The organism is Escherichia sp. 94.0001 (assembly GCF_013369155.2).
Taxonomy (GTDB): domain Bacteria; phylum Pseudomonadota; class Gammaproteobacteria; order Enterobacterales; family Enterobacteriaceae; genus Escherichia; species Escherichia coli_F.
Genome location: NZ_JABWMS020000004.1, coordinates 182,213 through 202,330 on the forward strand (window position 1 = coordinate 182,213; position 20,118 = coordinate 202,330).

General features: G+C 52.3%; 17 protein-coding genes. 6 read left to right on the top strand and 11 right to left on the bottom strand.

The window, feature by feature from the left end:
- Window positions 1-27 precede the first annotated feature (27 nt).
- The 5 genes from caiA (at window position 28) to caiE (ending at window position 5,632) form a co-directional block, all read left to right on the top strand.
- Window positions 28-1,170 carry a crotonobetainyl-CoA dehydrogenase gene (gene caiA / locus HEN33_RS03895; protein WP_176262752.1) on the top strand — a complete coding sequence of 381 codons (1,143 nt, stop codon included), beginning with the start codon at window positions 28-30 and terminating at the stop codon, window positions 1,168-1,170.
- Window positions 1,171-1,298: 128 nt separating this feature from the next.
- Complete coding sequence (gene caiB, locus HEN33_RS03900) at window positions 1,299-2,516, top strand: L-carnitine CoA-transferase (RefSeq protein WP_000349947.1); 1,218 nt, start codon at window positions 1,299-1,301, stop codon at window positions 2,514-2,516.
- Between the two features lie 72 nt (window positions 2,517-2,588).
- Window positions 2,589-4,142, top strand: coding sequence for a crotonobetaine/carnitine-CoA ligase (caiC, locus tag HEN33_RS03905; protein ID WP_105278729.1), 1,554 nt, complete (start codon window positions 2,589-2,591; stop codon window positions 4,140-4,142).
- A gap of 108 nt (window positions 4,143-4,250) precedes the next feature.
- Window positions 4,251-5,036: a crotonobetainyl-CoA hydratase gene (caiD, locus tag HEN33_RS03910; protein ID WP_000004398.1), complete on the top strand. Its 786-nt coding sequence runs from the start codon at window positions 4,251-4,253 to the stop codon at window positions 5,034-5,036.
- A 5-nt stretch (window positions 5,037-5,041) separates the two neighbouring features.
- Window positions 5,042-5,632: a carnitine operon protein CaiE gene (gene caiE, locus HEN33_RS03915; protein ID WP_104918211.1), complete on the top strand. Its 591-nt coding sequence runs from the start codon at window positions 5,042-5,044 to the stop codon at window positions 5,630-5,632.
- A gap of 116 nt (window positions 5,633-5,748) precedes the next feature.
- Here the strand turns inward: caiE and caiF are convergent, their stop codons facing one another.
- The 11 genes from caiF to HEN33_RS03970 all read right to left on the bottom strand — a co-directional run bounded on the left by caiF (window position 5,749) and on the right by HEN33_RS03970 (window position 19,246).
- On the bottom strand, window positions 5,749-6,144 hold the full coding sequence (caiF, locus tag HEN33_RS03920) for a carnitine metabolism transcriptional regulator CaiF (protein WP_000333125.1): 396 nt from the start codon (window positions 6,142-6,144) through the stop codon (window positions 5,749-5,751).
- Window positions 6,145-6,405: 261 nt separating this feature from the next.
- Window positions 6,406-9,627 (bottom strand): carbamoyl-phosphate synthase large subunit, encoded by a 3,222-nt coding sequence (gene carB / locus HEN33_RS03925; RefSeq protein WP_001126394.1) that lies wholly within the window; start codon window positions 9,625-9,627, stop codon window positions 6,406-6,408.
- 17 nt (window positions 9,628-9,644) lie between these two features.
- Window positions 9,645-10,793 carry a glutamine-hydrolyzing carbamoyl-phosphate synthase small subunit gene (gene carA / locus HEN33_RS03930; protein ID WP_001353470.1) on the bottom strand — a complete coding sequence of 383 codons (1,149 nt, stop codon included), beginning with the start codon at window positions 10,791-10,793 and terminating at the stop codon, window positions 9,645-9,647.
- Window positions 10,794-11,248: 455 nt separating this feature from the next.
- Window positions 11,249-12,070, bottom strand: a complete 822-nt coding sequence (gene dapB / locus HEN33_RS03935; RefSeq protein ID WP_176262751.1) for a 4-hydroxy-tetrahydrodipicolinate reductase — start codon at window positions 12,068-12,070, stop codon at window positions 11,249-11,251.
- 166 nt (window positions 12,071-12,236) lie between these two features.
- Window positions 12,237-13,151 (bottom strand): ribonucleoside hydrolase RihC, encoded by a 915-nt coding sequence (rihC, locus tag HEN33_RS03940; RefSeq protein ID WP_001239114.1) that lies wholly within the window; start codon window positions 13,149-13,151, stop codon window positions 12,237-12,239.
- 65 nt (window positions 13,152-13,216) lie between these two features.
- Window positions 13,217-14,167, bottom strand: a complete 951-nt coding sequence (ispH, locus tag HEN33_RS03945) for a 4-hydroxy-3-methylbut-2-enyl diphosphate reductase (protein WP_176262750.1) — start codon at window positions 14,165-14,167, stop codon at window positions 13,217-13,219.
- Window position 14,168: 1 nt separating this feature from the next.
- Window positions 14,169-14,618, bottom strand: a complete 450-nt coding sequence (gene fkpB, locus HEN33_RS03950; protein ID WP_000004655.1) for an FKBP-type peptidyl-prolyl cis-trans isomerase — start codon at window positions 14,616-14,618, stop codon at window positions 14,169-14,171.
- Window positions 14,619-14,725: 107 nt separating this feature from the next.
- A complete protein-coding gene (gene lspA / locus HEN33_RS03955; RefSeq protein ID WP_000083369.1) occupies window positions 14,726-15,220 on the bottom strand; it encodes a signal peptidase II in 495 nt (164 codons plus the stop codon).
- The gene (gene ileS / locus HEN33_RS03960; RefSeq protein ID WP_001286887.1) at window positions 15,220-18,036 is read right to left on the bottom strand and encodes an isoleucine--tRNA ligase; all 2,817 of its coding nucleotides are present in this window, start codon (window positions 18,034-18,036) and stop codon (window positions 15,220-15,222) included. The genes lspA and ileS overlap by 1 nt, the downstream gene beginning before the upstream one ends.
- Before the next feature lie 42 nt (window positions 18,037-18,078).
- On the bottom strand, window positions 18,079-19,020 hold the full coding sequence (gene ribF / locus HEN33_RS03965; protein ID WP_176262749.1) for a bifunctional riboflavin kinase/FAD synthetase: 942 nt from the start codon (window positions 19,018-19,020) through the stop codon (window positions 18,079-18,081).
- 7 nt (window positions 19,021-19,027) lie between these two features.
- Window positions 19,028-19,246 carry a DUF2575 family protein gene (locus HEN33_RS03970; RefSeq protein WP_001353471.1) on the bottom strand — a complete coding sequence of 73 codons (219 nt, stop codon included), beginning with the start codon at window positions 19,244-19,246 and terminating at the stop codon, window positions 19,028-19,030.
- 102 nt (window positions 19,247-19,348) lie between these two features.
- Here HEN33_RS03970 and rpsT point away from each other — a divergent pair, with 102 nt between their 5' ends.
- On the top strand, window positions 19,349-19,612 hold the full coding sequence (rpsT, locus tag HEN33_RS03975) for a 30S ribosomal protein S20 (RefSeq protein WP_001274021.1): 264 nt from the start codon (window positions 19,349-19,351) through the stop codon (window positions 19,610-19,612).
- The last annotated feature ends 506 nt before the right edge of the window (window positions 19,613-20,118 follow it).

The window sequence follows — 20,118 nt, forward strand, 5'->3', positions numbered from 1 at the left end:
ACCCACAAAATATCAAGAGGTTGAAAGATGGATTTTAATTTAAATGATGAGCAGGAACTGTTTGTCGCCGGTATCCGCGAACTGATGGCCAGCGAAAACTGGGAGGCCTATTTTGCCGAGTGCGACCGTGACAGCGTCTACCCGGAACGTTTTGTCAAAGCACTGGCAGATATGGGTATCGACAGCCTGCTTATCCCGGAAGAGCACGGCGGGCTGGACGCAGGTTTTGTCACCCTCGCCGCCGTGTGGATGGAATTGGGTCGTTTGGGGGCACCAACCTACGTGCTGTACCAGTTGCCGGGTGGATTCAACACCTTCCTGCGCGAAGGCACACAAGAGCAGATCGACAAGATTATGGCGTTTCGTGGTACTGGTAAGCAGATGTGGAACTCAGCGATTACCGAACCAGGGGCTGGCTCTGACGTGGGTAGCCTGAAAACGACTTATACCCGTAGAAATGGTAAGATTTATCTTAATGGTAGTAAGTGTTTTATTACCAGCAGCGCCTACACCCCGTACATCGTGGTGATGGCGCGTGACGGGGCTTCTCCGGACAAACCTGTCTACACCGAATGGTTTGTTGATATGAGCAAACCGGGCATCAAAGTGACCAAACTAGAGAAGCTCGGTCTGCGTATGGATAGCTGCTGTGAAATCACCTTTGACGATGTGGAACTGGACGAGAAAGACATGTTCGGTCGGGAAGGTAACGGCTTTAACCGCGTCAAAGAAGAGTTCGATCATGAACGTTTCCTGGTAGCTCTCACCAACTACGGTACGGCGATGTGCGCCTTTGAAGATGCGGCGCGCTACGCCAACCAGCGCGTGCAGTTTGGCGAGGCTATTGGTCGTTTCCAGTTGATTCAGGAAAAATTCGCCCACATGGCGATCAAATTAAACTCCATGAAAAACATGCTGTATGAAGCAGCGTGGAAAGCAGACAACGGCACCACCACCTCTGGCGATGCAGCGATGTGCAAATACTTCTGCGCCAATGCGGCATTTGAAGTGGTGGATAGCGCAATGCAGGTGCTGGGCGGTGTTGGGATTGCGGGCAACCACCGCATAAGCCGCTTCTGGCGTGATCTGCGTGTAGACCGCGTCTCCGGGGGATCTGACGAAATGCAGATCCTGACGCTGGGTCGTGCGGTGCTGAAACAATACCGCTAAGTCCGTGCGCTGCCTGATGCGACGCTACCGTGTCTTATCAGGCCTACGGGAGTACGAATGTAGGCCTGATAAGGCGTTTACGTCGCATCCGGCAGTCATGCGCTACATAAATTTTTCAGGAGCTAATAATGGATCATCTACCCATGCCGAAATTCGGGCCGCTGGCCGGATTGCGCGTTGTCTTCTCCGGTATCGAAATCGCCGGGCCGTTCGCCGGGCAAATGTTCGCAGAATGGGGGGCGGAAGTTATCTGGATCGAAAACGTCGCCTGGGCCGACACCATACGCGTTCAACCGAACTACCCGCAACTCTCCCGCCGTAATTTGCACGCGCTGTCGTTAAATATTTTCAAAGATGAAGGCCGCGAAGCGTTTCTGAAATTAATGGAAACCACCGATATCTTCATCGAAGCCAGTAAAGGTCCGGCCTTTGCCCGTCGTGGCATTACCGATGAAGTCCTGTGGCAGCACAACCCGAAACTGGTTATCGCTCACCTGTCCGGTTTTGGTCAGTATGGCACCGAGGAGTACACCAATCTTCCGGCCTATAACACCATCGCCCAGGCCTTCAGTGGTTACCTGATTCAGAACGGTGATGTTGACCAGCCAATGCCTGCCTTCCCGTATACCGCCGATTACTTTTCTGGCCTGACCGCAACCACTGCGGCGCTGGCAGCACTGCATAAAGTGCGTGAAACCGGTAAAGGCGAAAGTATCGACATCGCCATGTATGAGGTGATGCTGCGTATGGGCCAGTACTTCATGATGGATTACTTCAACGGCGGCGAAATGTGCCCGCGCATGACCAAAGGTAAAGATCCCTACTATGCAGGTTGCGGTCTGTACAAATGCGCCGACGGCTACATCGTAATGGAACTGGTAGGCATTACTCAGATTGCAGAATGTTTTAAAGATATTGGCCTCGCACATCTGCTCGGTACGCCGGAAATCCCGGAAGGCACTCAGCTTATCCACCGTATCGAATGCCCTTACGGCTCACTGGTAGAAGAGAAACTCGATGCCTGGCTGGCGGCACATACCATCGCGGAAGTAAAAGAACGCTTTGCTGAACTGAATATCGCCTGCGCCAAAGTGCTGACCGTACCGGAACTGGAAAGTAATCCACAGTATGTGGCCCGTGAATCGATCACCCAGTGGCAAACAATGGATGGTCGCACCTGCAAAGGGCCGAATGTGATGCCGAAATTCAAAAATAACCCCGGTCAAATCTGGCGCGGAATGCCATCACATGGCATGGACACAGCCGCCATTTTGAAAAATATCGGCTACAGCGAAAACGACATTCAGGAGTTGGTCAGCAAAGGTCTGGCCAAAGTTGAGGACTAAACGCGTGGCGTCAGTCAGCTTGCCTGACTAGCGCCCGCCCAATAACAAACGACTAAAATGGATAGAGGTGCAATGGATATCATTGGCGGACAACATCTACGTCAAATGTGGGACGATCTGGCGGACGTTTACGGTCATAAAACGGCGCTGATTTGTGAATCCAGCGGCGGAGTCGTTAACCGGTACAGTTATCTTGAGTTAAATCAGGAAATTAACCGCACGGCAAACCTGTTTTATACGCTGGGGATTCGCAAAGGCGACAAGGTTGCTCTACATCTCGACAACTGCCCGGAATTTATCTTTTGCTGGTTCGGGCTGGTAAAAATTGGCGCAATTATGGTGCCGATTAACGCCCGCCTGTTGCGCGAAGAAAGCGCGTGGATCCTGCAAAATAGCCAGGCGTGTCTGCTGGTGACCAGTGCGCAGTTCTATCCCATATATCAACAGATTCAGCAGGAAGATGCCACGCAACTGCGGCACATTTGCCTGACAGATGTGGAGCTTCCCGCTGATGATGGCGTGAGTTCGTTTACTCAACTGAAAAATCAACAACCTGCCTCCTTGTGCTATGCACCGCCGCTATCGACCGACGATACGGCGGAAATTCTCTTTACCTCCGGTACCACTTCCCGCCCAAAAGGCGTGGTGATTACCCATTACAATCTGCGCTTCGCCGGATATTACTCCGCCTGGCAGTGCGCACTACGTGACGATGACGTCTACCTGACGGTAATGCCTGCATTTCATATCGATTGCCAGTGTACTGCGGCGATGGCGGCATTTTCTGCCGGAGCCACCTTTGTGCTGGTCGAGAAATACAGCGCCCGCGCCTTCTGGGGACAGGTACAAAAGTACCGCGCCACCGTTACCGAATGCATTCCGATGATGATCCGTACCTTGATGGTGCAGCCGCCTTCTGTGAACGATCGGCAACACCATCTGCGGGAAGTGATGTTTTATCTCAACCTGTCGGAGCAGGAAAAGGACGCATTTTGTGAACGCTTTGGCGTCCGCTTGCTGACGTCTTATGGGATGACGGAAACCATTGTTGGCATTATCGGCGATCGCCCCGGCGATAAACGACGCTGGCCGTCAATTGGCCGTGCAGGATTTTGCTACGAAGCGGAGATCCGCGACGATCACAACCGTCCGCTCCCGGCTGGTGAAATCGGTGAAATCTGCATTAAAGGCGTACCAGGGAAAACCATCTTCAAAGAATATTTTCTTAACCCGCAAGCCACTGCCAGAGTCCTGGAAGCCGATGGCTGGCTGCACACTGGCGATACCGGATACCGCGACGAAGAGGGCTTTTTTTATTTCGTCGATCGCCGCTGCAATATGATTAAACGCGGTGGCGAGAATGTCTCCTGCGTGGAGCTGGAAAATATTATCGCCGCACATCCAAAAATTCAGGATATCGTGGTTGTGGGTATTAAAGATTCGATTCGCGATGAAGCCATCAAAGCATTTGTGGTGCTGAATGAAGGTGAAACATTGAGCGAAGAGGAATTTTTCCGCTTCTGCGAACAAAATATGGCGAAATTTAAAGTGCCCTCTTATCTGGAGATCAGAAAAGATCTGCCACGTAATTGCTCGGGGAAAATAATCAGAAAGAATCTGAAATAAATGAAACGGCAGGGAACTACCCTGCCCGCTAATAATCACGCTCTAAAACAATATGCATTTTTTGCAGGGATGTTGTCGTCCCTGAAAAAGCAAAAATGGAGAAAAGGAATGAGTGAATCATTACATCTGACCCGCAATGGATCAATTCTGGAAATTACCCTTGATCGCCCAAAAGCGAATGCTATTGATGCAAAAACCAGCTTTGAAATGGGCGAAGTATTTCTAAATTTCCGTGACGATCCGCAATTACGTGTCGCCATTATTACCGGTGCCGGAGAGAAATTCTTTTCCGCAGGCTGGGATTTAAAGGCGGCAGCAGAAGGCGAAGCACCTGATGCTGACTTTGGCCCGGGTGGTTTTGCGGGATTAACCGAAATTTTCAATCTCGACAAACCGGTTATCGCAGCTGTGAACGGCTACGCCTTTGGCGGCGGCTTTGAACTGGCACTGGCGGCAGATTTTATTGTCTGTGCCGATAACGCCAGCTTCGCCCTGCCGGAAGCCAAACTGGGCATCGTTCCTGACAGCGGCGGTGTGCTGCGTCTGCCGAAGATCCTGCCGCCTGCCATCGTCAATGAAATGGTAATGACCGGCAGAAGAATGGGCGCAGAAGAGGCGCTGCGTTGGGGGGTAGTCAACCGCGTGGTTAGCCAGGCGGAGCTGATGGATAACGCCCGCGAACTGGCACAGCAACTCGTTGACAGCGCACCACTGGCGATCGCAGCGCTGAAAGAGATCTACCGCACCACCAGCGAAATGCCAGTAGAAGAAGCGTATCGCTATATTCGCAGTGGCGTGTTGAAACACTATCCATCGGTTCTGCATTCGGAAGATGCCATTGAAGGGCCACTGGCGTTTGCCGAGAAGCGCGATCCGGTGTGGAAAGGACGTTAACAACCGTGAGCTATTACGCCTTTGAAGGGTTAATTCCGGTGGTTCACCCGACGGCGTTTGTCCATCCCAGTGCAGTATTGATTGGCGATGTGATTGTGGGAGCCGGTGTCTACATCGGCCCACTCGCCTCACTGCGTGGTGACTACGGGCGGTTGATCGTGCAAGCGGGAGCCAATATTCAGGATGGCTGCATTATGCATGGCTACTGCGACACTGATACCATCGTTGGGGAAAACGGCCATATCGGGCACGGAGCAATCCTGCATGGTTGTGTGATTGGTCGCGATGCATTGGTCGGGATGAACAGCGTGATTATGGATGGCGCGGTCATTGGCGAAGAGAGCATTGTTGCCGCTATGAGCTTTGTCAAAGCGGGCTTTAGCGGCGAGAAACGCCAGTTGTTGATGGGCACGCCTGCCCGCGCTGTACGCAGTGTTAGTGACGACGAGTTACACTGGAAGCAGTTGAATACCAAAGAGTATCAGGATCTTGTCGGCCGCTGCCATGTAGCGTTACATGAAACGCAGCCGTTGAGACAAATGGAGGAAAATCGTCCCCGTTTGCAGGGGACGACGGATGTGGCGCCAAAGCGGTGACATCATCGGATGCGGCGTAAACACCTTATCCGACCTGACTGGAGAGCAACCGTAGGCCGGATAAGATGCCAGCATCGCATCCGGCAACCAGACCGCACGGTATCAACGAAATTAAATTAACGACGCATACTTTTCGACAACATCATTTGCCACTTCTGCTCGCGGTTAAGTTCCGTGAGTGGAACGGCAGGAATACGCGGTGTCTTTCTTACGCCGACTAATTTTTCCCGACTGTTATTGCGCAGGCGCGCGTAAATTTGCTCATCGATATCGACCACTTTAACCAGTCGCTGACACTGGCATCCCCGCCCTTCCAGCTTATTAGGGATCATCTTAACTTCGCAGCTTATTTCTGTGACTTCCGACAGAATATAAGTCAGGGTATTAACCGCCTTGCTGTGTTCAATATCGAAATGAATAGAGATCTCTCTTGCTATCACCCACCGATTTTCAGCCATCATCCATTCGGCGATTAACAAGTAGAGTGGTTTTTCAACATATCCTTCACACATACGAACTCCAGTTTCACAAATTAAAAGTCTGGCTATGACTCGTTTTGAAGCAATTAAACAAGGCCATATTAAAATTGTGGATATATCGATAGTATGCAACTTCACCGTCGATAAGTGTGAGCTAAATCCTGCTTATGTCATCAAAAAATATCGATTCCCCAAAAGATTTACTTAATGGGCAAAAAAAACGGTCCTCATCAGAGAACCGTATTAGTTATTCGATCAAATTAGCGGATGAAAAATATCCGCCATGACACGCTATTATTTGATCTGCGCGTGCATTTCCTGCACCGAAATTACTTTTTCAGTCGCATCGGCATTCAGCGCCATCGCGGTAGCGAAACCACCGTTCAGGGTGGTGTCATAGTGCACTTTATATTGCAGCGCACTGCGACGAATCACGCGGGAGTCTTCAATCGCACGACGGCCTGAAGTGGTGTTGATGATGTAGGTATATTCGCCATTCTTGATGCGGTCCTGAATGTGCGGACGACCTTCATGCACCTTGTTTACCAGACGCGGATTGATACCCGCTTCGCCCAGCACAATCGCCGTGCCGTGGGTCGCATCCAGCTCGAAGCCCTGTTTCAGCAGTTTTGCCGCCAGGTCTACCACGCGTTCTTTATCGCCTTCGCGCACGGAAAGCAGCGCACGACCGTGTTTCTTCATGGTGGAGTTGCTGCCCAGCTGCGCTTTGGCAAACGCTTCAGCGAAGGTGCGGCCCACGCCCATAACTTCCCCGGTGGAGCGCATTTCTGGCCCTAACAGCGGGTCAACGCCGGGGAATTTGTTGAACGGCAGCACCACTTCTTTCACCGAGTAGTACGGAGGGATAACTTCTTTGGTTACGCCCTGCTCAGCCAGCGATTTGCCAGCCATCACACGCGCCGCCACTTTTGCCAGCGGTACGCCGGTGGCTTTGGAGACGAACGGAACGGTACGCGCCGCACGCGGGTTAACTTCAATCAGGTAGACTTCGTTGTTTTTCACCGCAAACTGCACGTTCATCAGGCCGCGCACCTGCAATTCGAAAGCCAGTTTCTGCACCTGCTGGCGCATCACATCCTGAATTTCCTGACTTAAAGTGTAGGCTGGTAGAGAACATGCAGAGTCACCGGAGTGCACGCCCGCCTGCTCGATATGCTCCATGATGCCGCCAATCAGCACCATTTCACCGTCGCAGATGGCGTCCACATCCACTTCTACCGCGTCATCGAGGAAGTGGTCCAGCAATACTGGTGCATCGTTAGACACGCTCACCGCCGTCTGGAAGTAGCGACGCAGGTCAGCTTCGTCATAGACGATTTCCATCGCCCGACCGCCGAGAACGTAAGACGGACGCACCACCAGCGGGTAGCCAATCTCTTTCGCTTTCTCAACAGCCATCTCGATAGCAGTAACGGTGGCGTTCGCCGGTTGTTTCAGTTTCAGACGGTCAACCGCATGCTGGAAGCGTTCACGGTCTTCCGCACGGTCGATAGCATCCGGGCTGGTGCCGATAACCGGTACGCCAGCGGCTTCCAGTGCGCGCGCCAGTTTCAGCGGGGTCTGACCGCCGTACTGGACGATAACGCCTTTCGGCTTCTCAATACGCACGATTTCCAGTACATCTTCCAGGGTTACCGGCTCAAAGTAGAGGCGATCGGAAGTGTCGTAGTCAGTGGAGACGGTTTCCGGGTTACAGTTAACCATGATGGTTTCGTAACCGTCTTCACGTAGCGCCAGCGAGGCGTGTACACAGCAGTAGTCGAATTCAATACCCTGACCGATACGGTTCGGGCCGCCGCCGAGCACCATGATTTTTTCACGGTCGGTAGACGGATTCGCTTCGCACTCTTCTTCATAAGTGGAGTACATATACGCGGTGTCAGTGGCGAACTCTGCCGCACAGGTATCTACGCGTTTGTAGACCGGGTGCAGATCATACTGGTCGCGCAGCTTGCGGATTTCCGCTTCGCGCACGCCCGCCAGTTTAGCCAGACGCGCATCGGCAAAACCTTTGCGTTTCAGCTGGCGCAGGAAGTCAGCGTTCAGGCCGGTGATGCCCACTTCTGCGACTTTCTCTTCCAGACGCACCAGTTCTTCTATCTGCACCAGGAACCAGCGGTCAATGTTGGTCAGGTTAAAGACGCCGTCTACAGACAGGCCCGCACGGAAAGCATCGGCGATGTACCAGATACGCTCTGCGCCTGCGTCTTTCAGCTCGCGACGGATTTTGGTCAGCGCTTCCGGGTCGTCGAGACTCACTTTCGGGTCGAATCCAGTCGCACCGACTTCCAGGCCGCGCAGCGCTTTTTGCAGGGATTCCTGCTGCGTGCGACCAATCGCCATCACTTCACCAACCGATTTCATCTGAGTGGTCAGACGGTCGTTCGCCCCGGCGAATTTCTCGAAGTTGAAGCGAGGAATTTTGGTGACCACGTAGTCGATGGACGGCTCGAAGGAGGCCGGAGTACGCCCGCCGGTGATGTCGTTCATCAGCTCGTCGAGGGTGTAACCCACCGCCAGTTTCGCCGCCACTTTGGCAATCGGGAAACCGGTGGCTTTCGACGCCAGCGCCGAAGAACGCGATACACGCGGGTTCATTTCGATAACAATCAGGCGACCGTTTTTCGGGTTCACCGCAAACTGGACGTTGGAACCACCGGTTTCAACGCCGATTTCACGCAGTACCGCCATCGAGGCGTTACGCATAATTTGATATTCTTTGTCGGTCAGCGTTTGGGCTGGCGCGACAGTGATGGAGTCACCGGTATGGATGCCCATCGCATCGAAGTTTTCGATAGAGCAGACGATGATGCAGTTGTCGTTTTTATCACGCACCACTTCCATCTCGTACTCTTTCCAGCCGATCAGCGACTCATCAATCAGCAGTTCTTTGGTCGGAGAGAGATCCAGACCGCGGGCGCAAATTTCTTCAAACTCTTCGCGGTTATAAGCGATACCACCACCGCTACCACCCATGGTAAAGGATGGGCGAATAATGCACGGGAAGCCCACTTCAGCGGCAACTGCCAGCGCTTCTTCCATCGTGTGTGCGATACCAGAACGCGCGGTTTCCAGACCAATTTTCTTCATCGCTACGTCGAAACGGCGGCGGTCTTCTGCTTTATCAATCGCATCGGCGGTAGCACCAATCATGGTGACGCCGAACTCCTCCAGCACGCCTTGACGCTCCAGCTCCAGCGCACAGTTCAGCGCTGTCTGACCGCCCATCGTTGGCAGCACCGCGTCCGGACGCTCTTTTTCAATAATCTTGCGTACCACTTCCCAGTGAATCGGCTCGATGTAGGTCGCATCGGCCATTTCCGGGTCGGTCATGATGGTCGCTGGGTTGGAGTTCACCAGAATGACGCGGTAACCCTCTTCACGCAGGGCTTTACATGCTTGCGCGCCAGAGTAGTCAAACTCACACGCCTGACCGATAACAATCGGGCCCGCACCCAGAATCAGGATACTTTTTATATCTGTACGTTTTGGCATGGCTCTTTTACTCCTGATTACTTAGCGGTTTTACGGTACTGCTCAATTAACTCGATAAAGTGGTCGAACAACGGCGCTGCGTCGTGTGGACCAGGGCTGGCTTCCGGGTGCCCCTGGAAGCTGAACGCCGGTTTATCGGTGCGATGAATGCCCTGTAACGTACCGTCGAACAGGGATTTATGCGTAACACGCAGGTTTGCAGGTAATGTTGCTTCATCCACCGCAAAACCGTGGTTCTGGGCGGTGATCATCACCACGTTTTTTTCAACATCTTTAACCGGATGGTTGCCGCCGTGGTGTCCAAATTTCATTTTGATGGTCTTCGCACCGCTCGCCAGCGCCAGCAGCTGATGACCGAGGCAGATGCCGAATACCGGAATGTCGGTTTCGAGGAATTTCTGGATGGCAGTAATAGCGTAATCACACGGTGCCGGGTCGCCAGGACCGTTGGAGAGGAAGATGCCGTCTGGATTCATTTTCAGCACGTCTTCCGCAGAGGTTTGCGCCGGAACGATGGTCAGGCGACAGCCTCTGTCCACCAGCATCCGCAGGATGTTGCGCTTGGCACCGAAATCATAAGCCACGACGTGGAACGGCAACTCGTCTTCTTTCTTCGCTTCTGGCAGGCCGCCGGTCAGCGTCCAGCTCCCTTGTGTCCAGCTATAGGATTCTGCGGTGGTCACTTCTTTTGCCAGATCCATGCCGTTCAGACCTGGGAACGCGCGGGCTTTTTCTAACGCCAGCGCCGCATCCGGGTTATCGCCCGCGATAATGCAGCCATTCTGTGCGCCTTTCTCGCGCAGTAAACGCGTCAGCTTACGAGTATCGATATCGGCAATCGCCACGATGTTATGGCGCTTCAGGTAAGAAGAGAGGTCTTCGGTATTACGGAAGTTGCTGGCAATCAGCGGCAGGTCGCGAATCACCAGACCTTGTGCATGTACCTGAGAAGATTCTTCATCGGCGTCATTAGTGCCGACATTGCCAATATGGGGATAAGTAAGAGTAACGATTTGACGAGAATAGGAAGGATCAGTGAGGATTTCTTGATAACCGGTCATTGAAGTATTGAAAACGACTTCCCCAACCGCCGAACCTGTTGCCCCTATGGCCCGACCGTGAAACTGGGTTCCGTCTTCCAGAACCAATAGCGCTGACTTAATCAAAACACCCTCCAGAGAATATTCACTCACTTTATTTGCATATTAATTCACAATGATGACGTAAATCAATGCAAATCTGCTTACCGACGAATTTCTGGCAAACGGCGGCATTCTGGAGAGATGAGAGCTAAAAGTCAACTTAATGGTGGTATTTTTTATATTATTTTGTGGCTCATGCATGTTTTGCAGGCATTAAGCGACAAAAAGATCATATAACCCGTTCTGGAAAACGCTTGCGCAGCGAGAAGATTGCATGAAATAAAAATGAGCAGAAAAAAGTGGACCAGATGGTCAAAATTTACATTAAAACAACAAAAACAGAAGAGAAAACATGTTATTTTTAGCACGCTATACGATTTTATAAATAAAAAACTCAAAATAAAAGGGCTAAAAATTAAAGCCCTTTATAATCAATAAATTAAATATGTTATTTTTGCACCATCACAAATGTTTTGTGGTTACAAATTATTGAGATCAAGCACATCTCGCATATCAAAAAGACCACTTTCCTTACCACTCAACCACAAAGCCGATCTTACCGCACCGTTAGCAAATGTCATGCGGCTGGACGCCTTATGGGTGATCTCCAGACGCTCGCCGATATCGGCAAACATGGCGGTATGTTCACCAACGATGTCACCCGCACGCACGGTAGCAAAACCAATCGTTCCAGGTACGCGTTCACCGGTATGCCCTTCACGACTGTAGACCGCGCATTCTTTCAGGTTTTTATCCAGCGCGTGAGCTATCGCCTCCCCCATCGCCAGTGCGGTACCTGACGGAGCATCAACTTTATGCCTATGATGCGCTTCGATAATTTCGATATCGGTGTAATCACCCATCACTTTCGCTGCTTTCTCCAGCAGCTTAAGCATGACGTTGACGCCGACGCTAAAGTTGGCGGCAAAGACAATCGCAATATCGGCGGCCGCGTCACGAATCGCCTGTTTACCGGCTTCGTCAAACCCCGTAGTGCCAATCACCATCCCTTTGCCATGCTGGCGACAAAAAGCGAGATGGTTCAGCGTACCTTCCGGACGGGTAAAATCGATAAACACATCAAAATCATCTTTTATCGCATCAAGGCTGCTTTGCACAGTAACGCCTATTTTTCCTGCACCCGCCAGCTCACCGGCGTCGCTGCCCAGTAAAGAAGATCCTTCGCGCTCCAGCGCCGCGCCCAGCTGCACGCCTTCTAATGCCAGCGCCGCCTGAATCAACTGGCGGCCCATACGCCCCCCGGCTCCCGCGATGGCAACGCGGATGTTTGCATCATGCATAGCTATTCTCTTTTGTTAATTTGCATAGACCGTTTTCAGAGTAACCAGCGCATCGCTACGCCGCCAGCCAAAAACGCTGATAATTAGAAATTAATGATAAACAGGGAGGGATATCAGTGAAAGGCATGAGTCGATGAATGACTGCATGCCGATAACATGTGACAGGTTACGACGCCAGAGCCAGCACCTCAGCCACCCACTGCTGGAAACCTTTCACATCCAGATCCAGCGCCACCTGCACGTTTGCAGGTTTACTCAGGCAACCATCAATATCAACAACCGTAGTACCTGAGGTAAATTCACCCTGAGTTTCCACCGCCACAAAACACGGTTTGAGAGTGAACAAGTCTGGGCGCACCAGCCAGGCGATGGCGCAGAGATCATGCATACGCAAACCGCTTTGCATACTGCCGCTACGGTAGTGGCTAAACAGGGCGTGCAACATTTTCCCGGTACGATTCAACTCCGGCAAAGTAGCGAGATAGTCAGGAGTTAATATTGCCTGATTGGTGACATCCAGACCGCACATAACGATTTCGATGCCGCTACGGAAGACACAGGCTGCCGCTTCTGGATCGGCAGCGATATTAAACTCGGCGTTTGGCGTACAGTTGCCGCGTCCGGCAGAACCGCCCATGATCACCAGACGGCGAATATGCGGTTTGCATTCCGGGCATTGTGAAAGTAACAGCGCAATATTGGTTAACGGGCCGATGGCTACCAGCGTAACAGGCTCAGGCGCACGCAGCAGGGCATCACGAATCGCCAGAAATGCGGGTTTGTCCAGTGGGCTTCTGTTGTGCTCGACAAAGTCGTAGCCAGCCATTCCCGATTCACCGTGCACAGATGCTGCATTACGCGGTGCGCGTACCAGCGGCACAGCGGCTCCCTGGGCGAGCGGAATATCCGCATTCCAGAAATGCAGCAGTTGCAGGGCGTTGCGGGTAGTTTTCTCAACCGAAACATTACCCGCGACGGTGGTCATCAGTTGCAGGTCGAGTTCGGGGGCAAAAATCGCGGCGGCAATGGCGACCGCATCGTCAATACCGGGGTCTGTATCGAGGAAGATAGGTAAACGCATGTTTTCTCCATAAAAAATGCCGGTAACAGGACCGGCATTTTCGCATAACTTAGGCTGCTAATGACTTAATCGACTTCACGAATATCGACACGCAGCTCTTTCGGCACTTCGAAAACAATGTTTTCTTCACGGCCTTCCAGCGGAATGGCTTCACCACCGCCCAGCTGCTGCAAACGTGCCACCAGATTCTGCACCAGAATATCCGGAGCCGATGCGCCCGCAGTCACGCCGACGCATTTAACCTCTTTCACCCACTCTTCCTGGATATCTTTCGCATCGTCAATCAAAAACGCGCGTTTGCCCATACGCTGGGCCAGCTCCGCCAGACGGTTGGAGTTGGAGGAGTTTTTCGAACCGACCACCAGCACCACTTCCGCCTGTTCTGCCAGGGCACGTACCGCTTCCTGTCGGTTAGTAGTGGCGTAGCAGATGTCATCTTTGCGCGGACCGACAATTTTCGGGAAGCGTTTACGCAACGCATCGATCACATCAGACGTGTCATCCACCGACAGCGTAGTTTGGGTCATAAAGGAGAGTTTCTCTTCGTTTTTGACCGTCAGTTTCCACACATCGTCCGGCGATTCGACCAGATACATTCCCCCTTCCGGGTTGCTGTACTGACCCATCGTCCCTTCCACTTCCGGGTGACCGGCGTGACCGATAAGAATAGACTCTTCACCACGGCGGCTGGCACGGGCGACTTCCATATGCACTTTGGTCACCAGCGGACAGGTGGCATCAAACACCGTCAAATCACGGCTTTTCGCTTCGTTACGTACCGCCTGAGAAACACCGTGTGCGGAGAAAATCAGGATCGCGCCGTCCGGGACTTCGCTAATCTGCTCAATAAAGATAGCCCCACGCTCCCGCAGGCTATCGACCACGTAGCGGTTATGCACCACTTCGTGACGGACATATATCGGTGCGCCGTAAATGGCCAGCGCGTTTTCAACAATGCTGATAGCGCGGTCTACCCCGGCACAAAAACCACGCGGGTTGGCCAACAGGATCTGCATGTTACGCCTCCAGTGCCGGATCGATTTCCAGCACTTCAATATCAAAATGAACGGTCTGCCCGGCCAGCGGATGGTTGAAATCAACGGTAATGGAGTCGCCGTTAATTTCGCGGATCACGCCAGGCATCTCACTGCCATCCATTGCGGTAAAAAGCATGATTGCACCAATTTCTGGCTCGCCTGCATCCATAAACTCACGGCGGGAGAAGTACTGAATCAGGTCCGGTGACGGCACGCCAAACGCCGCATCTGGCTCCAGCGAGAAAGTAGTTTTATCGCCCACTTTCAGCCCCAGCAGGTGTTGCTCCAGACCTTCGGAGAGAGAAGCATCGCCCAGGCGGAACAGCGCCGGTTTACCGTTGTTGCGGGTAGACTCGGCGGTGGTGCCATCGTCGAGTTTTAGCGTGAAGTGCACCAGGACGGCGCTATTGCTCTGTACAGATTCAGACATGCAGGTTTGCTCTTATATTTTGAGGATTTTTGCCGGATGCGGCCTACGATTTCACAGCAATCTGTAGGCCGGATAAGATGCGTCAGCATCGCATCCGGCAGGGTTTATTATTGTTTTTTCGCTTTAGAAGGCAAAAAACCTTCCAGCACAATCAGTGCCGCACCGACACATATGGCAGTATCGGCAAGGTTGAAGGTGGCGAAGTGCCAGTCGCCGACGTAGAAGTCGATCATATCGACAACGAAGCCGTGCCACAGGCGGTCGAACAGGTTGCCCAGCGCGCCGCCAATAATCAGCGCGTAAGCGATATTGTTTAGCTTCTGCGTGGCCTTCGAGCGATACATCATCACTGCCAGGATCACGCTAATACCAATCGCAATACCGGCAAAGAACCAACGCTGCCAGCCGCCGCTATCGGCAAGGAAACTAAACGCCGCGCCATAGTTACGCGCATAATGCAGATTAAGCGACGGGAACAGCGGGACCGTATCCCCCAGAGCAAAATTCTGGAGGATCAGGTACTTGCTGCCCAGATCGATAATCAGCACGACTACCACCAGCCACAGCCAGCGTAGCCCTGTTGAACAGATCGATTGACTCATCAGGCAAACTTACGTTTTTCACCGTCACCGGCGACGTTGCTGACACAGCGGCCGCAGATTTCTGCGTGTTCCGCCACCTTGCCGACATCCTGGGTGTAGTGCCAGCAGCGTGGGCACTTCTCACCTTCGGCTTTACTCAACGCGACTTTCAGCCCTTTGAGTACTTCGCTCTGCTGAGCATCAGCAGGGGCGTCGTTATAGTCTGCAACGGTAGCGCCGGAGGTCAACAGGACAAATCGTAATTCATCGCCCAGCGCGGTCAGTTTCGCCGCCAGTTCCGGTTCTGCATACAAGGTTACTGCCGCTTCCAGCGAGCCACCCACTTTCTTGTCGGCACGTGCTTGCTCAATGACTTTGTTCACTTCGCCACGCACTTTCAGCAGCTCGTCCCAGAACGCATCGTTCATCGCTTCGCTGTCTGCCAGACCAAACAGGCCTTCGTACCACTCGCCAGTGAAGACGTATTTTTCACGTTCGCCCGGCAGATAGCCCCACACTTCATCAGCGGTGAAGGAGAGGATTGGTGCCATCCAGCGAACCAGCGCTTCTGCGATGTGATACAGCGCAGTCTGGCAGCTACGACGCGCCACGCTGTCCGCTTTCGCGGTGTACTGGCGGTCCTTAATGATGTCGAGGTAGAAAGAGCCCATCTCAACGGAGCAGAAGCGCATCAGACGCTGTACCACTTCGTGGAAATCGTATGCTTCGTACGCCTTGAGGATGTCTTCCTGCGCCGCTTTCGCACAACCTACGGCCCAGCGATCCAGTACCACCATCTCTTCCGGTTTCACCATATCTTTTGCCGGATCGAAACCGTTCAGGTTTGCCAGCAGGAAGCGTGCAGTGTTACGGATACGACGATAGCTGTCGGCTGCACGTTTCAGGATCTCGTCAGAAACGGCCATTTCACCGGTGTAGTCAGTTGATGCCACCCACAGACGCAGAATATCCGCGCCCAGTTTGTTCATCACATCCTGCGGCGAAACGGTGTTGCCGATGGATTTAGACATCTTGCGCCCCTGACCATCCACGGTAAAGCCGTGGGTCAGTACCTGACGATACGGCGCTTTGCCTTTCATCGCGGTGGAGATCATCAGGGAAGACATGAACCAGCCACGGTGCTGGTCAGAACCTTCCAGATACATGTCCGCTGCGTGACCAGCAAATTCCGGACGCACGTCAACAACAGAAGAGTGGGTAGATCCGGAGTCAAACCATACGTCCAGCGTATCCGGCACTTTCACGTACTGATCAGCTTCGTCGCCGAGGATCTCTTTCGCATCAAGATCCCACCATGCCTGAATGCCATCAACTTCAACGCGTTTTGCCACTTCTTCCATCAGTTCGAGGGTACGCGGATGCAGCTCTTCAGTGTCTTTGTGCACGAACAGTGACATCGGTACGCCCCAGGTGCGCTGACGGGAGATACACCAGTCAGGACGGTTAGCGACCATCGACTCGATACGCGCCTGGCCCCAGTCAGGGATCCACTGCACGCCTTTGATCTCTTTCAGTGACTGCGCACGCAGACCTTTCTGATCCATGCTGACGAACCACTGCGGCGTAGCGCGGAAGATGATCGGCGTTTTGTGACGCCAGCAGCACGGATAGCTGTGCTGCATTTTCTCAACGTGCAGCAGCGCGCCTTTTTCCTGTAGCAGCGCAACGACGATGTCGTTCGCTTTGAAGACGTTAACACCATCCAGCGTCGGGTAAGTACCCGGCAGATAAGTACCGTCCGGGCCAACGGGGTTAGCGGTTTCCAGACCATATTTCTGACCGATCACATAGTCGTCCGGACCGTGGCCTGGCGCGGTGTGAACGGCACCGGTACCGGCATCCAGCGTAACGTGATCGCCAAGAATTGCCGGAACGTCGAAGCCCATAAACGGATGGGTAAAGCGCAGCAGCTCCAGCTCCGCACCTTTTACCGTGCCGAGAATGGTGTAATCGGTCACGCCGATACGCTGCATTACGCTTTCAACCAGATCTTTCGCCAGAATCACGGCCTGACCGTCGATCTGCACCAGCGCATAGTCGAAATCCGGTGCAATGGAGATTGCGCGGTTGGCAGGCAAAGTCCACGGTGTAGTGGTCCAGATCACCAGCGAGATTGGACCGTTAACGTTGCTTACGCCAAATTTTGCTTTCAGTGCATCCTGATCGACTGCCTGGAAAGCGACGTCGATGGACGGAGAAGTTTTGTCGTAATACTCAACTTCCGCTTCTGCCAGTGCAGAACGGCAGTCAACGCACCAGTGCACCGGCTTCGCGCCTTTGTGCAGGTGACCGTTGCCGATGATTTTGCCCAGCGCGCGGATGATGTTGGCTTCAGTTTTGAAGTCCATAGTCAGGTACGGGTGCGACCAGTCGCCCAGCACGCCCAGACGGATAAAGTCTTTGCGCTGACCGTCAACCTGGGTCGCCGCGTATTCGCGGCACTTGGCGCGGAACTCGGCGGCGGTGAATTTCTCACCCGGCTTACCGTATTCTTGCTCTACTTTCAGCTCGATCGGCAGACCGTGGCAGTCCCAGCCAGGCACATACGGCGAGTCATAACCGGAAAGCCCTTTGGACTTCACGATAATGTCTTTCAGAATCTTGTTAACCGAGTGACCAATATGAATGCTGCCATTCGCATAAGGAGGGCCATCATGCAGAATGAAGGTTTTTTTGCCTTTTTTAGCCGCACGAATGATGCCGTACAGATCATCATCAGTCCAACGCGCCAGCATTCCCGGTTCGCGCTTGGCGAGATCGCCACGCATCGGGAACCCTGTTTCCGGCAAATTCAGGGTTGATTTATAGTCACTCATCAGATTCTCGGTTCCGTATTTCGGTTTGATTACATAACAGGCTTAAGCCGGTTTTGTTAGCCCAAAAAATTCGCGGGCGGTTAATTCATCACGCGCAATCTGCGCTTTCAGTTCGTCCAGCGACGCAAATCGCTGCTCATTGCGTATTTTTTTACGCAGCACTACTTGTATATGGCGACCATAAAGGTCCATTGCAACATCTAACAAATGCACTTCCAGCTGCTGGCGAATACCGGCAACCGTTGGGCGTGTTCCGATGTTTGCAACACCGGGTAACGGCTTTTCACCGAGGCCCAGCACTTCTACCGCATAAACCCCTTTCACCGGGGAAACCTGACGGCGCAGCGGTACATTCGCCGTCGGGAAACCTATAGTGCGCCCTAATTCATCACCGTGGACCACACGCCCGAGGATGGCAAACGGGTGCCCCAGTAAACTTTCTGCCAGAGCCAGATTGTCATCCGCCAGCGCCTGACGTACAGCGGTACTGCTGATGCGCACGCCACCTTCGCAAAAAGTTTGCGTACTGGTGATATCGAAGCCGTATTCCGCGCCAGCTTTCTGTAATAACAAGAAATCGCCTTCACGACCAGCGCCAAAGCGGAAATCATCACCTACGGCAAGAAATTTTACCCGCAAATGCTTCACCAGAAGGTCACTGATGAAATTTTGCGCGGTTAACGCCGCGAAACGCCTGTCGAAACGCACGCACAGCACGTAATCAACGCCGCACTCAGCAAGGTAACGCAGTTTTTCCCGCAGTCGGGTCAGCCGTGCCGGGGCTTTATCGGTAGCAAACAGTTCCAGTGGTTGAGGTTCAAAAAGCATCACCATCACCGGTAAGTTGCGCTTGCGCCCTTCTTCCTGCAAGCCCTGTAACAGCGCGCGATGACCGCGATGCACGCCGTCGAAATTACCAATAGTCAGCACACACCCTTCTTGCGGGGCCTGGCTGAGATTATGTATGCCGCGTATCAGCTTCATGTCTGGCTCAAAACAGTGAAAATCGTCCGAGTATACCTTGTACAGCGGTCAAGGTTAACCGGCGATTGAGTACCGAAATCAGAAAGAAGTGGCTTTTCATTGCCATGCCGCAAATTACGGGAAGAAACAGACCGCCTGCTGCAATTTTTATCGCGGAAAAGCTGTATTCGCACCACGCAAGCTGGTAGAATCCTGCGCCATCACTACGTAACGAGTGCCGGCACATTAACGGCGCTTATTTGCACAAATCCATTGACAAAAGAAGGCTAAAAGGGCATATTCCTCGGCCTTTGAATTGTCCATATAGAACACATTTGGGAGTTGGACCTTGGCTAATATCAAATCAGCTAAGAAGCGCGCCATTCAGTCTGAAAAGGCTCGTAAGCACAACGCAAGCCGTCGCTCTATGATGCGTACTTTCATCAAGAAAGTATACGCAGCTATCGAAGCTGGCGACAAAGCTGCTGCACAGAAAGCATTTAACGAAATGCAACCGATCGTGGACCGTCAGGCTGCTAAAGGTCTGATCCACAAAAACAAAGCTGCACGTCATAAGGCTAACCTGACTGCACAGATCAACAAACTGGCTTAATCGCCAATTTGCTGAAGCTTTGTGAAAAAGCCCGCGCAAGCGGGTTTTTTTATGCCTGCAGCTTTTGTGATGCGTGAGAAAACACACTGCCGGTTGCCAGAGAGTCAAAAGTTACAGGTTCTTGCAGACATGCCGTTACACTCTCTGAACTCTTCGTGACTTAAGAATCGTAGAGTCATCGGCTGATATATTCTGAATAAGAATATCTACTCAATCTTCAGACTCCCCCTACACAGAATGTGGAGATTGTGATACACATTGAGGTATTAAACTTAAGACCACTCTATCTTTGAATTAAATTCCTATACACTTTAACCATCCATAAATATCACTTTATTAAATCTAATAAATTATTAACCACAATCAATACAGGTTAAATACTTATTTATAATGTACTTATTAAAAACTAATGAGCGATTTTTGATAGTAATCACATATACTTTAAAATAAATTAATAAAAAAACTCATCAAATTCAAGGACTGATAATGAAAGATGGTATATATAC

Excerpts from the sequence above, each read along its gene's own strand:
- caiA (WP_176262752.1), top strand. The coding sequence starts at position 28 with ATGGATTTTAATTTAAATGATGAGCAGGAACTGTTTGTCGCCGGTATC.
- caiB (WP_000349947.1), top strand. The coding sequence starts at position 1,299 with ATGGATCATCTACCCATGCCGAAATTCGGGCCGCTGGCCGGATTGCGC.
- caiC (WP_105278729.1), top strand. The coding sequence starts at position 2,589 with ATGGATATCATTGGCGGACAACATCTACGTCAAATGTGGGACGATCTG.
- caiD (WP_000004398.1), top strand. The coding sequence starts at position 4,251 with ATGAGTGAATCATTACATCTGACCCGCAATGGATCAATTCTGGAAATT.
- caiF (WP_000333125.1), bottom strand. The coding sequence starts at position 6,144 with ATGTGTGAAGGATATGTTGAAAAACCACTCTACTTGTTAATCGCCGAA.
- carB (WP_001126394.1), bottom strand. The coding sequence starts at position 9,627 with ATGCCAAAACGTACAGATATAAAAAGTATCCTGATTCTGGGTGCGGGC.
- dapB (WP_176262751.1), bottom strand. The coding sequence starts at position 12,070 with ATGCATGATGCAAACATCCGCGTTGCCATCGCGGGAGCCGGGGGGCGT.
- rihC (WP_001239114.1), bottom strand. The coding sequence starts at position 13,151 with ATGCGTTTACCTATCTTCCTCGATACAGACCCCGGTATTGACGATGCG.
- ispH (WP_176262750.1), bottom strand. The coding sequence starts at position 14,167 with ATGCAGATCCTGTTGGCCAACCCGCGTGGTTTTTGTGCCGGGGTAGAC.
- fkpB (WP_000004655.1), bottom strand. The coding sequence starts at position 14,618 with ATGTCTGAATCTGTACAGAGCAATAGCGCCGTCCTGGTGCACTTCACG.
- lspA (WP_000083369.1), bottom strand. The coding sequence starts at position 15,220 with ATGAGTCAATCGATCTGTTCAACAGGGCTACGCTGGCTGTGGCTGGTG.
- ileS (WP_001286887.1), bottom strand. The coding sequence starts at position 18,036 with ATGAGTGACTATAAATCAACCCTGAATTTGCCGGAAACAGGGTTCCCG.
- ribF (WP_176262749.1), bottom strand. The coding sequence starts at position 19,020 with ATGAAGCTGATACGCGGCATACATAATCTCAGCCAGGCCCCGCAAGAA.
- HEN33_RS03970 (WP_001353471.1), bottom strand. The coding sequence starts at position 19,246 with ATGTGCCGGCACTCGTTACGTAGTGATGGCGCAGGATTCTACCAGCTT.